General features: G+C 67.2%; 9 protein-coding genes. 7 read left to right on the top strand and 2 right to left on the bottom strand.

Features of this window, described 5'->3' with window-relative positions; translation table 11 throughout:
- On the bottom strand, window positions 1-1,106 hold a 1,106-nt coding region (locus tag ABDV68_RS01770), incomplete at its 3' end, for an AMP-binding protein (protein WP_343517928.1).
- A 90-nt stretch (window positions 1,107-1,196) separates the two neighbouring features.
- Complete coding sequence (locus ABDV68_RS01775) at window positions 1,197-3,851, bottom strand: TonB-dependent receptor (protein ID WP_343517929.1); 2,655 nt, start codon at window positions 3,849-3,851, stop codon at window positions 1,197-1,199.
- A gap of 157 nt (window positions 3,852-4,008) precedes the next feature.
- Here ABDV68_RS01775 and ABDV68_RS01780 point away from each other — a divergent pair, with 157 nt between their 5' ends.
- From ABDV68_RS01780 to ABDV68_RS01810, 7 genes are all read left to right on the top strand, one after another.
- The gene (locus tag ABDV68_RS01780; protein WP_343517930.1) at window positions 4,009-5,130 is read left to right on the top strand and encodes an AraC family transcriptional regulator ligand-binding domain-containing protein; all 1,122 of its coding nucleotides are present in this window, start codon (window positions 4,009-4,011) and stop codon (window positions 5,128-5,130) included.
- Between the two features lie 192 nt (window positions 5,131-5,322).
- Window positions 5,323-7,617 (top strand): TonB-dependent receptor, encoded by a 2,295-nt coding sequence (locus tag ABDV68_RS01785; RefSeq protein ID WP_343517931.1) that lies wholly within the window; start codon window positions 5,323-5,325, stop codon window positions 7,615-7,617.
- Window positions 7,601-8,920, top strand: a complete 1,320-nt coding sequence (locus ABDV68_RS01790; protein WP_343517932.1) for an MFS transporter — start codon at window positions 7,601-7,603, stop codon at window positions 8,918-8,920. The genes ABDV68_RS01785 and ABDV68_RS01790 overlap by 17 nt, the downstream gene beginning before the upstream one ends.
- On the top strand, window positions 8,917-10,545 hold the full coding sequence (locus ABDV68_RS01795; RefSeq protein WP_343517933.1) for a carboxylesterase family protein: 1,629 nt from the start codon (window positions 8,917-8,919) through the stop codon (window positions 10,543-10,545). Before ABDV68_RS01790 ends, ABDV68_RS01795 begins: the two co-directional genes overlap by 4 nt.
- Entirely contained in the window at window positions 10,485-12,125 is a 1,641-nt protein-coding gene (locus ABDV68_RS01800; RefSeq protein WP_343517934.1) for an AMP-binding protein, read from the top strand. Before ABDV68_RS01795 ends, ABDV68_RS01800 begins: the two co-directional genes overlap by 61 nt.
- Before the next feature lie 64 nt (window positions 12,126-12,189).
- Window positions 12,190-12,870, top strand: coding sequence for a TetR/AcrR family transcriptional regulator (locus ABDV68_RS01805; RefSeq protein ID WP_343517935.1), 681 nt, complete (start codon window positions 12,190-12,192; stop codon window positions 12,868-12,870).
- 65 nt (window positions 12,871-12,935) lie between these two features.
- A complete protein-coding gene (locus ABDV68_RS01810; RefSeq protein ID WP_343517936.1) occupies window positions 12,936-13,835 on the top strand; it encodes an SDR family NAD(P)-dependent oxidoreductase in 900 nt (299 codons plus the stop codon).
- Window positions 13,836-13,957 lie beyond the last annotated feature (122 nt).

Genomic DNA, 13,957 nt, shown 5'->3' on the forward strand with positions numbered 1-13,957 from the left:
CCGGCGCACCTGCGGGCCGCGAAATCCCATAGCCGCGTCCAGTCGGGATCGGCCTTGGTGCCGCTCGGCGAGCCGTCGAACAGGCAGATGGTCGTGCCGCTGAGCAGCCCGCCGACCTGGATGTTCCACATCACCCAGCCGCTGGCGCTATACCAATGGAAGCGGTCGCCGAGATTGTTGGCGCAGTAGCTGGGGCCGAGGTCGAAATGCAGCCGGCCAGCGGCGGTGGCGAGGACGATGCCGCCATGACCATGCACGATTGCCTTGGGCAGACCGGTGGTGCCGCTGGAGTAGAGGATCCAGAGCGGGTGATCGAAGGGCAGCCATTCCGGCTCGAACGCCGCGACCGCGCCGTCATCGCGTGCGATTGCAGTCGCGAAGTCGACGGCATCGGGCACCTCGGCGTCGCTGCAGCCGCTGGCGACGAGGAAGAGCGTTTCGATGCAGGGCAGTTGCTCGCGGATTTCGGCCACCGCGGCACTCCGGTCCAGGGCCTTGCCCGCATAGGAGATGCCGTCGACCGCGATCAGCGCCTTGGGCGCGGTCTGCCGCCACCGGTCCAGCACAGCATTGGTGCCCATGTCGGGCGAGCAGAGCGTCCAGACCGCGCCGAGGCTGGCGCAAGCGAGCAGCCCGACCACCGCCGCCGGGACATTCGGGAGATAGGCGGCAACGCGATCCCCCGGCGCGATCCCGCGCGCGCGGAGCTCGAGCGCGAGCGACGCCGCCTGGCGCTGCAACTCCGCCCAGCCGAGCGTCAGCCTGCCCCCGCGCTCATCCATGGCGACGATCGCAGGCTGACCCGCTTGGTCGGCCGCCGTGACGTGCCGGAACACCTGCCGCGCATAATTGACCTGGGCCCCGTCGAACCAGCGCGCGCCGGGCATCCGATCTTCGTTCAGGACGGCGGCGAAGGGCGTCGGGGAGACGATCCCGTCAAAGTCCCATATGCTGCGCCAGAAGCCGTTGAGATCCTCCACCGACCAGCGGCGCAGCGCCTCATAGGTCGAGAATTCATTCCGATGCGTGGCGCTCAGCCAGTCGCGATAGAGGCGGATCTGCGGAATGGGGGTCGAGAAGTCCGGGCTGTTACTGGCACGGGTCATTGAATGGCGAACCTTGGCTGATTTTCAGTTGGTTGTGCATGCCGGGATGGGCGGGCGGCGCTCCCGTTGGAGGAGCGCCGCAGCCATCGTTCAGAATGAGCTCCGCAGGCTCATCGCCGCATAGCGGCCGATCGGGTTATAGGCGCCGCCGATGCCGTCGGTGCCCGGGAAGAAGGGCGGAGTCGCGTCGAACAGGTCGTTCACCTGCAAGCCGAGCTCCAGGCCCTTGGCGAAGGCGAGATCGGGCAGCCGCACCGACAGTCGAAGATCGACCGTGGTGTAGCCTTCCGATTGGTAGAGGCTCGAGCCGGTCGGCGTCGCATAGGATGCGGTGACGCCGGTGCGATGGTTGACGAAATTGACGAAGGTAACCGGACCCGCCGTGACGCCCAGCGTCGTGCGCAGCGTGGCGCGGGGAATGCCGGCGTCGAGCGAATTGCTCTCGACCGAGGTCGGCGACAGCTGGTTGCGGTAGTTCAGGATGTAGTTACCGGCGACCCCCCCAAAGATCGTGCCGAAGGCCGCGGACTGCCGGTAGCGAACGTCGAAGTCGATTCCGCTGGTCTTGCGAACGCCGAAATTGCCCTGACGCAGATCCAGGATGTTGCCGATCGCCGGGATGGCCGAGAAGGTGTAGAAGAACGGCACGGTGTCCGTGATCGCCGCGCTCAGCTGCGCTGCGGTCGGATCGCGAATGACTCGTGACGCGAAGGTCGGGTCGCTGAACAGCAGCGCGCCAAGGCCCGACGGCGTGCCGATCACATCGTCATATTTGATGTCGTAGAAGGTCGCGCTCGCGGTGAGGTTGGGCGCGAATTTGGGCCGGAGGTCGATGCCGAACGAATAGGTGCGCGCGGTTTCCGGCGTCAGCGCCGCGTTGCCGCCGAACAGCAGGATCGTGTTGACCTGCGCCGCGCCGCGCGACGGGTCGCGGGCACCGAAGGCGTCGACGAGCGCGGCGGCGGAATAATAGGAGCCGACGGTCGAGCCGAGGTCGCGGAGGCCCGGGGCGCGGAACGAGCGGCCGAAGCTGCCGCGCAGGTTCACGCCGTCGACGGGCTCCCAGGTCAGGCCGACCTTGGGATTCGTGGTCGAGCCGAAATCGCTATAGTGATCGTAGCGCCCCGACAGCGACAGGGTCAGGCTGCGGGCCAGCGGCCCGGCATTGCCTTCGCCGAAGAGCGGCACGAACAGTTCGCCGTAGAGCGAGCGGACATTGCGCTCGAGGTCCTCGGGAAATCCGACCCCTCCGCTCGAGCCGCGCTGCATGTAGGTCTCGCGGCGATATTCGGCGCCGAGCGCGATCTTCACCTCGCCGCCCGGGAGCCGGGCCAGCGGGCCGTCGATCTTGATCGCACCGATCCGTGTGCGCTGGCGATTGGTGAAGTCGGTGGGATTGTCGAGGATGGCGGCGACCACCGCCGGGTTGGTCCGCGTACCGAAGGGGTCGAGCGCGGTCGCCGCCGTGGTTCCGGCCGCGGCGGCGGTCAGGGCGGTGGTGTTGATGCCGGGCTGGAAGGTGTCGTTGCGCGACCAGTTGTAGCTGCCGTAGACGCTTGCCTTGAAGTCGCCGGGCAGGTCGATGTCGATCCCCGCCGTCGCATTGCCGGTGCGTACCCGGAAGCTCTGGTCGAAATGATCGGCGCCGACCAGCCGGTCGGGCCGGAAGTCGAAATAGCCGAACAGCGACCCCGTCCCCGGCGGCGCCCGGAAAAAGGGGTTGGCGGCGGTGATCAGGACGAACGTCTGCCCCGGCAAGGCGGCCTGCACGATATCCTCCCGGTCCGAATAGAGGAGATCGGCCCACAAGGTCACGTTGCTCGACAGTTGCTGGCGAGCCGACACCAGCGCGCTGTGCGTGCGGTTCTGCGGCATAAGGTCGACCGGGCCGCGCGGATCGCAGGTGTTCAGGCCCGGCGCGAGGTCCGGCGCAGCGTAGATCGTCCCGGCGAACAGGTTGACGTTCGCATCGGGGCAGACGGCGGAGCGGGTGTCGATGCCGCCGGCCGCCCGGAAGTCGAGCGTGCGGTAGCGGCGGTCGGCGCCGGTGATGTTGCTGTTTTCCTGGTACTGATAGGCGACGATGAGCGAGCCGCCGGCCCAGTCCTGGCCGAAGATGCCGCCGGCGTTGAAGGCGTGATAGTCGTCCGCCATGCCGTACCGGACGATGGCCTCGAGGCCGGAGACGCGCTTGCGGGTGATGAAGTTGACGACGCCGGCGACCGCATCCGACCCGTAGATCGCCGACGCGCCGTCGGCGACGATCTCGACGCGTTCGATCGCCAGTTCCGGGATGAACGGAAAGTCGGGATTGGTCTGCTGGGTGCTGCCGGAGATCAGGCGATGCCCGTTCATCAGCGGCAGGGTGGCGGCGGTCGGCAGTCCGCGCAGGCCCGGCGCGAAGGAGCCGAGACCGGCATTGCTCGTGCGCGGGGCGGTGTTGAAGCTGTTGAGCTGGGGCACCGTGGCCAGCAGTTCGGGGGTGCTCGCGGCGCCGATCAGCTTGGCGTCCTCCCGCGACACGCTGATCAGCCCGGATCCGGTCGGCGGGATGCCGCGGATGCTGGTGCCGGTGATGACGATGTCGGCCTCCGCCTCGGCCTCCGCAGCGTCCTGCTCGGCGCGATCGCTCGCCTCGGCGCTCTGGGCCTGAGCCGCGATCGGCAGGCCCAGCGCCGCCAGCGCGAGCGCGGTACGGCACAGCAGCCGCGCACGATGTCCCATGCGAATGGCTCGGATCGACATGACGTTCTCCCCTCCTGGATGTGTCTTGGTCGCGGACATGGCCGCTGCCGCACTTTGTCGGCTTGATGCCATGCTTATGGTCTGACACATCCTCTCGTAAGCGCATTTGCGGACATCGCTGTGTCTTTAGCGGACACGTAGGGGGAGGGTGGCAGCCATGACCATGGGGATGAAAGACGAGAGCGGACCAACCAGCCGCAGTGCCCGCGCCGGTTTCCCCTCGCTCAACCAGCGCAGTTTCGCGCCGTTCAAGATCGCCACCGTGATCGACACGGTCGCGAGCCGCGGCATCGCGCCGGAGACGGTGCTGGAGCGGACCGGGCTGACCCCGGCGGAGGTGCGCGATCCGCATACGCTGACTTCGATCGGGCAGTATCTGATCGCGTGCGAGAATATCGTCGCGGCCGGCGCGCAGTTCGCTGATGCCTTCGCGATCGGCTCGCGCCTGCACCTCTCCGCCTATGGCATGTACGGCTATGCGCTGATGTGCTCGCCGACGATGCGCGACTTCTTCGACTTCGCCGTGCGGTATCAGCCCCTCGCCACACCGACCGTGCGCCTGGAATGGCGTACCGAGGGCGACGTTGCGATCTGGCAGTTCCGCGAAATCTACCGCGACGTGATGAGCAGCGACGTGCGCACCTTCCTGATGCGGCAGCAGATGAAGATGACCTTCACGCATATTCGCGACACCGCCGGCGCCGACAATTTGCCGGTGTGCGCCCTGTTCGCCCTTCCGAAGGACGCGCACGCGGCCGGTGACGCGCTCGCGCTGTCGTGCCCCTGCCGCTACGAGCAGTCGGCGAACGAGCTCCATTATCCGGTCGGTATCCTCGAGCAGACACCGGAACTGGGCAACCGGCTGACCAGGACGATGCTGGAGGAGACGTGCGAGCGATTGATCGGACAGTCGCGACTTTCATCAGGCCTGTCGGGCGAAGTCTATCAATTGCTGCTGAATGCACCCAGCGAGTTCCCGTCGATGACGGCGGTTGCCGCACAGCTCGGCTTGCAGGAACGAACGCTTCGACGCCGCCTCGCCGCCGAAGACTCGAGCTACGGCGCGATTGCCGATGACGTGCGACGAAAGCTGGCCATCGAGTATCTGCAAACCACCCGGATGAGCGTGGACGACGTGGCCTGGAAGGTGGGCTTCAGCGACAGCGCGAATCTGCGCCGGGCGATCAGACGGTGGACCGGCAGGACGATCAACGAGGTCCGTGCAGGGAAATGGGGAATGACAACCGTTGAGCCGAACGGGCGGTCGGCCGCAGACTAGTCGAGGCCGCTGTCAACGGACCGCCGCCGATTATCCGGCCCGAACGGCATCGATCCACCTGTCTTATTCGCTGCCTACGCATCGATATGGCAATGTAATTCACACTCAAGAGAGTGAATGTTGACATGATTGATGCGATCGGCGACACCAATGCCAGGTCGACGCACGATCGACGGCATCGAGGAGAGGCAAATGAGGGGAATGCTGCTCGCGTCCGCTTGCGCGGTCGCGCTTTTTACCAGCCCTGCTGTCGCGCAAGCGCAGGATGCGGCCGATGGCGAAGCCCAGTCGCGCGAGGCGGCGGACGAGGTCATCGTCACCGCGACCCGCCGCGCCGAGCGCATCCAGGACGTGCCGCTCAGCATCTCGGCGTTCCAGCAGGAAGAGCTGACCGAGAAGGGCATCGTCGGGTTCGAGGGCATCGCCCGCGAAACGCCCGGCGTGGTGCTCAACCGTCCCACGCAGAACTTCAACAATTTCACCGCGCGCGGCATCGCCACCAATGGCTACAACGCCAATCTGCAAAGCTCGGTCGCGGTCTATATCGACGAGCTGCCGGTCTCGACGATCGGCAATACGACCGTCGTCGATCCCAACCTGTTCGATGTCGAGCGAGTCGAGTTCCTGCGTGGGCCGCAGGGCACGCTGTTCGGCTCCGGCTCGCTGTCGGGCGCGATGCGCATCCTCACCAAGAGCCCCGTCCTCGGCAGCTTCGACACGTCGGCGCTGGTCGATCTCGGCCTGACCGGCTCGGACAGTTTCCGGCAACGCTACAATCTCATGATCAACCTGCCGATCGTCTCCGACAAGCTCGCGGTCCGCGCGGTCGGCTTCTACCGGAACGAAGAAGGTTATCTCGACAATGTCGGCACCGGCGTGCACAACTCGAACACGCTGGTCGACTGGGGCGGGCGCGTGGTTGCCTTGTGGAAGCCGACCGACCGGCTCTCGATCCGGCTGCTGGGCTCGTACGAGGACAGCGATCCCAAGGACAGCTCGCTGACCAGCCCGTCGCTCGGCCGTGAGAAGCGCATCTCCGACCAGCCCGACCGCTTCACCGGCAAGCAGACCGTGATCAACGGCACGATCGAATATGAGTTCGACTTCGCCAAGCTGACCAGCTCGTCGACCTATTCCGATTTCGACCAGCGCTTCTATGTCGATCTCGCCGGCACCTTCCCGCCGGGCTCGTTCCCCGGCGCGCCGATCGCCTTCGGGCTCGACGCCGACGCCTATGACAAGGTATTCGTGCAGGAAACCCGGCTCGCCTCGTCGCTCGACGGCCCGCTCCAGTTCGTGGTCGGCGGCTTCTATCTCCACCGCCGCCGCGACGTCGACTATTTCTACCGCTCGTCGCCGGAGTTCATCCAGGCGCGCAACTATACTGGCTTCGAGGGGCAATATTACCAGAAGCTGCTGACTCACCAGGTCAACGAGGAGCTCGCCGGGTTCGGCGAGATCACCTATCGCTTCTCGCCCAAATTCTGGCTGACCGGCGGCATGCGCTATGGCCGCATCTCGGCGCAGGGCTTCACCGAGGCGGGGGGCTATCTCGCGACTGCGGCGGGCTTCAACTATTTCGACTATGCGTTGCTCGGTCTGCGCAACATCGCCTTCACGCGTACCCCATACCAGGCCGCGACCGGCGTCAAGGCGTCGGGTTCGAAGCCGTCATGGAAGGCGAGCGCGACGTTCAAGCCGAGCGAGGCGCTGACCACCTACGCCACCTTCTCGACCGGCTTCCGCGCCCCGATCGTCAACGCGCGGGCGGGCGCCCCGAGCCTTGTCGACCCCAATGACATCATCATCCCCTACGGGGCCGAGTCCGACGATCTCAAAAGCTATGAGATCGGGGCCAAGGCACGCTTCCTCGACGGCCTGGTGACGATCAACGCCGCAGCCTATCTCATCGACTGGAGCAACATCCAGGCCCAAGCCAACCGCCGCTCGGACTCGGTCCAGTTCGCGACCAATATCGGCGCCGCGCGAAGCAAGGGCGTCGAGGTCGAGCTCGGCGTCATTCCCGCCAGGGACGTGTTCATCGGGCTGAACGCGGCGTACAACGACGCCAAGATCACCAGGCTCACGGCTGAGGAGGCCGCGATCTCCGGTGCGGTGCTGGGGCACCGTCTGTCCGCGCCGCGGCTCCAGGGCGCGATCTACCTGTCCTATGGCTTCGACCTGGGAGACGACGCCAAGGCGACGCTGGCGGCGAACGCCCAATATGTCGGATCCTACAACAGCTCTTTCCCGAACACGCCGGGCAACCCCAATCTGCGCTTGTCCACCTTTGGCGAGACCGACGAATATGTGAACACCAACCTCTCGCTCGGCATCAAGCGGCGCAGCCTGTCCGCCCAATTCTATGCCGAGAACCTCTTCGACGACCATTCGGTGGTCTACATCCATCCCGAGGCGTTCCTGGTGAGCCGCTTCGGCACGTTGCGTCCGCGCACCGTGGGCATCCGCCTTGGCTACGGCCTCTGACGCAGCGGCGGTCGGCGGCGACGCCGGCCGCCCGCCCGCGGCGAACCGGTCGTGGTTCGTGCTGGCGGCGCTCACCTTCGTCTATGTCCTCAACTTCCTCGACCGGCAGCTGATCGGGATCCTCGCCAAGCCGATCCAGGATTCGCTCGGCGTCACCGACGGCCAGCTCGGGCTGATCGGGGGTCTCTATTTCGCGATGTTCTATTGCTTCATCGCGATCCCGGTCGGCTGGTTCGCGGATCGCACGAGCCGCGTCGGCGTGCTTTCGCTGGCCTGCGCGATCTGGAGTGGGGCGACGGTCGCGTGCGGCATGGCGGCCAATTACGCGCAACTCGTCGTCGCGCGCATGGCGGTCGGGTTCGGCGAGGCGGGCGGCGTGCCGCCCTCCTATGCGATCATCACCGACAGCTATCCGCCGGGCAAGCGCGCCGCGGCGCTCGGCATCTTCAATCTCGGCCCGGCGATCGGCGCGGCGATCGGCGTTGCGTTCGGGGCGGCAGTGGCGGAGCGTTTCGGGTGGCGGATGCCGTTCATCATCGTCGGCGCTGTCGGCGTCGTCACCGCGCTGCTCGTCTGGCTGCTGATCCGCGAGCCGCGGCGCGGCGCGATGGACGGTGCGCCCGCCCCCGGCGCCTCCGACAAGGCTCCGTTCTGGCCCACGGTGGGCATGTTCCTGTCCAATCCCGTGCTGATGCTCGCGGCGCTGGGCAGCGGCGCGACTCAGTTCGTGACCTATGGCCTCGGCAATTTCGCGGTGCTGTTCCTGATGCGCGAGAAGGGCATGGCGCTGGGTGACGTCGCGATCTGGTACGCGCTGGTGCTGGTGCTCGGCATGGGCGGCGGCATGGTGTTGTCGGGGCGAGTCATCGATCGCATGACGCGGCGTTCGCGCACCGGCTATGCCGTCGCGCCCGCGCTGTCGCTTGCTATCGCCATGCCCTTCTATCTCGGCTTCCTGTGGGCGCCGGGATGGGCGTTGTCGCTGGCGCTGCTCGCGGTGGTGATGGCGTTCAACTATTTCTACCTCTCGGCGTCGGTCGCGCTGGTGCAGGAGGAGGTGAAGCCCAATCAGCGCGTGCTGTCCGGCGCGCTGCTGCTGCTCATCATGAACTTCATCGGCCTCGGCCTCGGCCCGACCTGGGTCGGCTTCGCGAGCGACTGGTTCAGGGCCCAGGGCGACACCCACAGCCTGCAGTCCGCGCTCTACACGCTGACGCCCTTCTACCTGGTCGCGATCGCGCTCTTCTTCTGGCTCGCGCGCCTGCTGCGCCGCGACGCCGTCACCTTGCAGGGATCCGCATGAAACAGCTTCGCTTCGCGGCGCTCGCCGCCGCGCTCGCCGCCGGCGCGCCGGCGCTCGCCCAGTCGCCGACCGTGACCGCGCCCGCCGGTACGATGGAGGGAGCGCTGCAGGACGGCGTCCGTGTCTTCCGTGGGATTCCCTATGCGCAGCCGCCGGTCGGGCCGATGCGATGGAAGCCGCCGGCGGCGCTGCCGGCCTGGCAGGGGGTACGCAAGGCTACCGCATTCGGCCCGTCCTGTGTCCAGCCGCGGTCGGGCGGCACCAGCATCTACACCAACCCGCCCGAGCGAATGAGCGAGGATTGCCTGACCCTCAACATCTGGGCGCCGCAGACGGCGGCCAGGCTGCCGGTGATCGTGTGGATCCACGGCGGCGCGCTGGTCAACGGCTACAGCCACGAGCCGATGTACGACGGCGTTCGCATGGCACAGCGCGGCGGCGTGATCGTCGTCTCGATCAACTACCGGCTCGGCATTCTCGGCTATCTCGCGCATCCCGAGCTCAGCGCGGAATCCGGCGAGGGCGTCTCGGGCAATTACGGGCTGCGCGACCAGATCGCGGCGTTGCAGTGGGTCAGGCGCAACATCGCGGCGTTCGGCGGCGATCCCGGCAATGTCACCATCGCCGGGGAGTCGGCGGGCGCGCTCAGCGTCATGTACCTGATGGCCTCGCCGGCGGCGCGCGGCCTGTTCCACAAGGCGATCGCGCAGAGCGCCTATATGATCACCGCGCCGGAGCTGAAGCGGGGCCGTTTCGGCCTTCCCTCGGCCGAAGCGGCGGGGGCGCAGGCGATGGCGGCACTCGGCGCAACGAACCTCGCGGCGTTGCGCGCGGCCGACGCCGCGCAGCTCACCCGCGATGCCGCGGCGAAGGGCTATGGCCCGTGGGGCACGGTCGACGGCAAGCTACTGACTCGCCAGCTGGTCGAGACCTGGGACCGCGGCGAGCAAGCCCCGGTGCCGCTACTGGCCGGCTTCAACCAAGGCGAGATCCGCTCGCTGCGCATTCTGCTTCCGCCCGCGCCGGCGAATGCCGAGGCCTATGAGACGCTGATCCGCGCACGCTACGGCGATCTCGCGGCGGCATTCCTGCAGCTCTATCCGGCGCGTGACGTCGGCGAGTCGATGCTCGCGGCGACGCGCGATGCGCTCTATGGCTGGACCTCGACGCGGCTCGCGATCGGGCAGACGGCGATCGGCCAGCCGGGCTATCTCTATTTGTTCGACCATGGCTATCCCGCCGCGGACGAGAATGGCCTGCACGCCTTCCATGCCGCCGAGATTCCCTATGTTTTCGGCACGGCGGCCAATGTGCCCCCCTATTGGCCAAGGATCCCGGACGGCGTCGACGATCGCCGGCTGTCGGTGGCGATGCTGCAATATTGGACTTCGTTCGCGCGAAGCGGAACGCCCAGCGCCGAGGGGCAGCCAAGCTGGAAGCCCTATGGGCGGGACGCCAGCCATATGACGTTCGCAAAGGAACCCCGGCCCGGCACGCGACTCTATCCCGGCATGTTCGCCCTGCATGAGGCTGCGGTGTGCCGCAGGCGGGCCGCGGACCAGCCGTGGAACTGGAACACCGGGATCATCTCGCCCGTGCTTGCGAGGACGGCGGGGTGCCGATGATCGACGGGAGCATGCAGGACTATCCGCTCACGCTCGACAAGTTTCTGCTTCACGCCGCCAAATGGCATCCGCGCGCGCAGGTCGTCACCGCGCACGCGGGCAGGGTGGACCGGATCGGCTATGCCGAGCTCGCCGATCGCGCGCGCGGCGTGTCGGGCGTTCTTGCCGGGCTCGGCGTCCGGGCCGGCGACCGCGTGGCGACGCTGGCCTGGAACAGCCAGGCGCATGTCGAGGCGTGGTATGCGATCATGGGCATGGGGGCGGTGTGCCACACGCTCAATCCGCGCCTCACCGCCGCGCAGCTTGCGGCGATGACGGTGCAGTCCGAAGCGCGGCTGCTGGTGGTGAGCGCGGACCTGCTCGCGCTCGCGCTGCAGATCGCCGAACGGGCAGGGGGGATCGCGCGGATCCTGCTGATCGACGGCGGGTTGACGGGCGATCTTCCGGCCGGCACGCCCCCCGTGACGCTGCTCGAGCCGCTGATCGCCGGCGCTTCGCGCGCGGTGCCATGGGGCGAGTTTCCCGAGACCGCGCCCTCGGGCCTGTGCTTCACCTCGGGCACGACCGGCGAGCCCAAGGGCGTCACCTATACCCATCGATCGAGCTTCCTCCACACCTTGCGCGTCCTTCAGGCCGACGTGATGGCGATCTCGGCCGCGGACGCCGTGCTCACCGTGGTGCCGATGTTCCATGCCAATGCCTGGGGACTGCCCTTCGCCGTCCCCGCGGCGGGCGGCAAGCTCGTCCTGCCCGGACGGCACACGGACGGCGCGAGTCTCGCGCGGCTGATCGCGGCGGAAGGGGTCACGGTGGGAGTCGGCGTGCCGACCGTCTGGCTCGGCGTGGCTGAGCATCTCGAGGCGAGCGGCGAGACGCTGCCGAGCCTCGAGCGCGTCATCGTCGGCGGTTCGCCGCTCGCGCCGGCGCTGATGGCGCGAATCGAGGAGCGGCTGGGCGTCGCCGTCCAGACGAGCTGGGGCATGACCGAGCTCTCGCCGTCGGGCACGGTCGCGCGTCCGCACGATCCAGCGCGGCGCGCGATCGTCTCCGGGCGCCCGGCGATCGGCGTCGACTTGCTGATCACCGATGCCGAGGGGCGTGCGCTACCCGAGCAACGCGAGACCGAGGGACATTTGCGCGTGCGCGGCGCCGCGGTGATCGACCGCTATTTCGGACAGAGCGAGCCGGCCATCGACGCCGAGGGCTGGTTCACTACCGGCGATCTCGCGCGCATCGACAAGGACGGCAACCTCATCATCACCGGGCGCGCCAAGGACCTCATCAAGTCCGGCGGCGAATGGATCAATCCGGCCGAGATCGAGGCGGTGGTGGGTTCGTTGCCCGAAGTCTCGCTGGCGGCGGTGATCGGGCGCGTCGATCCCAAATGGGGCGAACGCCCGCTGCTCCTCGTCGAGATGCGCGACGACGCGTTCAGCGACGATCAGTTGCTCGAGCCGCTGCGCGGCCGGGTCGCGCCCTGGTGGATCCCCGATGCGGTGATCCGGCTCGACGCGATGCCGCTCGCCCCGACGGGCAAGATCGACAAGATTCGCTTGCGGGCACAATATGGAAACGCTTGAGCATCGGATCGGCTCGGCGCAGTCCGTCCGGACGGCGCCGGAGAATGCAGAGGAATATCGTCAAGTGCCCGATCGACCCGCTACCCGGCGACGCACCACCAAGGCGGAGCAGCGCGCCGAGACGATGGAGCAGATTCTCGACGAGGCCGAGCTGCAATTCTCCAAGCATGGGCTGCACGGCGTCACGCTCAAGGACGTGGCGAAGCGCGTCGGCGTGCATCACACGCTCCTCAACTATTATTTCGCGGACAAGAAGGCCCTGTTCGATGCCGTGTTCGCCCGCCGCGCGGTCATCACCAGCGAGCGGCGGATGCGCGCGCTCGACGATTATGACGCCGCGACCGGCGGCAAGCCGACGGTGGAAGGGGCGCTTCACGCGTTCCTCGACACCGATCTCGACCTGTATATCGAAGGCGGCGACGGTTGGAAGAACTATGGCGCGCTCGGCGCGCTCGTCGCGAACACGCCCGAATGGGGCGCCGAGCTCATGGACGAACATTTCGATCCGGTCGTGTTGCGGCTGATCGAGCTGCTCAAGAAGGCGCTGCCGCACTGTGCCGAGGCCGACATCTTCTGGGGCTATCACTTCGTGACGGGCGCCCTGATGGTCACGCTCGCGCGCACTGGCCGGATCGACAAGCTGTCGGGAGGGCTGTGTGCGTCCGACGACTTCGCCGCGGTCAAGGCGCGCATGGCCTCTTTCATGGCGGCGGGGTTTCATCAGATCTGCGGAACGTCGGGTTGAAGGCCCGCGCTCGCAGACGTGCGAATAAGATATTCACTCACTAGAGAGTTAAAGGGAGAAGCTTAATGTTGCTCGAAGGCCGGATTGCGATCGTGACAGGTGCCGGCGGCGGCCTGGGCCGTGCGCATGCGCTTTATCTGGCGAGCCAGGGGGCTAAGGTCGTGGTCAACGATCTTGCCTTGGCATCCGCTGAGGGCGTTGCCGGCGAGATCCGTGCGCACGGCGGCGATGCGATCGCGATCGCGGGTTCGGTGAGCGATGAGCGTGCGATGGCCGATATGGCCGCCACCGCCCAGGAGACCTGGGGGCGCGTCGACATCCTGGTCAACAACGCCGGCATCCTGCGCGACAAGAGCTTCGCCAAGATGAGCATCGACGATTTTCGCGCGGTGGTGGACGTGCACCTGATCGGCGCCGCGATCTGCAGCAAGGCGGTGTGGGAGATCATGCGCGAGCAGCGCTTCGGCCGGATCGTGATGACCACCTCCTCCTCGGGTCTGTGGGGCAATTTCGGGCAGGCCAATTACGGTGCCGCGAAGATGGCGCTGGTTGGGCTCATGCAGACGCTGGCGATCGAGGGCGAGAAGCACGACATCCGCGTCAACTGCCTCGCGCCGACCGCCGCGACGCAGATGACTCATGGCGTCCTGTCCGAGGCGAGCCTCGCCGCGCTCGATCCGTCGCTGGTCAGCCCGGCCTTGCTCCCCCTGGTCAGCGACGACGCGCCGAGCCGCACTATCCTCTGCGCCGGTGCCGGACATTTTGCCGCATCGCGTGTCACTTTGAGCCAAGGCTTGTATTTGGGCGCGGGCGACCACGTTGGCCCGGCATTGGTCGCTCGCTGGGATAAAGTTGGCGATCCGGAGGGCGAGCTCGCACCGAGCTATGGCTTCACCCAGGCAGAGCGCGAACTGGCGAGCGCTGGTATGATCGACCCCACCGTGGTGAATATGCGACGGCAATGAGGCTACAACGTTGCGCGCCCTATAGCGGTCTTCGACTTGCCCACCGGCGATCCCGAAGGCGCCATTGTCCAGGCGATGAGGGGGCCGGTGCCGCGATTCAGCAAGGCCGAATCCGGCTCCAA

Origin of the sequence: Sphingomonas sp., assembly GCF_039595165.1 — a bacterium.
Taxonomy (GTDB): domain Bacteria; phylum Pseudomonadota; class Alphaproteobacteria; order Sphingomonadales; family Sphingomonadaceae; genus Sphingomonas.

What these genes read in the sequence shown, in the direction of transcription:
- ABDV68_RS01785 (WP_343517931.1), top strand. Translation starts at nt 5,323, where the DNA reads ATGAGGGGAATGCTGCTCGCGTCCGCTTGCGCGGTCGCGCTTTTTACC.
- ABDV68_RS01810 (WP_343517936.1), top strand. Translation starts at nt 12,936, where the DNA reads ATGTTGCTCGAAGGCCGGATTGCGATCGTGACAGGTGCCGGCGGCGGC.
- ABDV68_RS01780 (WP_343517930.1), top strand. Translation starts at nt 4,009, where the DNA reads ATGACCATGGGGATGAAAGACGAGAGCGGACCAACCAGCCGCAGTGCC.
- ABDV68_RS01775 (WP_343517929.1), bottom strand. Translation starts at nt 3,851, where the DNA reads ATGTCGATCCGAGCCATTCGCATGGGACATCGTGCGCGGCTGCTGTGC.
- ABDV68_RS01795 (WP_343517933.1), top strand. Translation starts at nt 8,917, where the DNA reads ATGAAACAGCTTCGCTTCGCGGCGCTCGCCGCCGCGCTCGCCGCCGGC.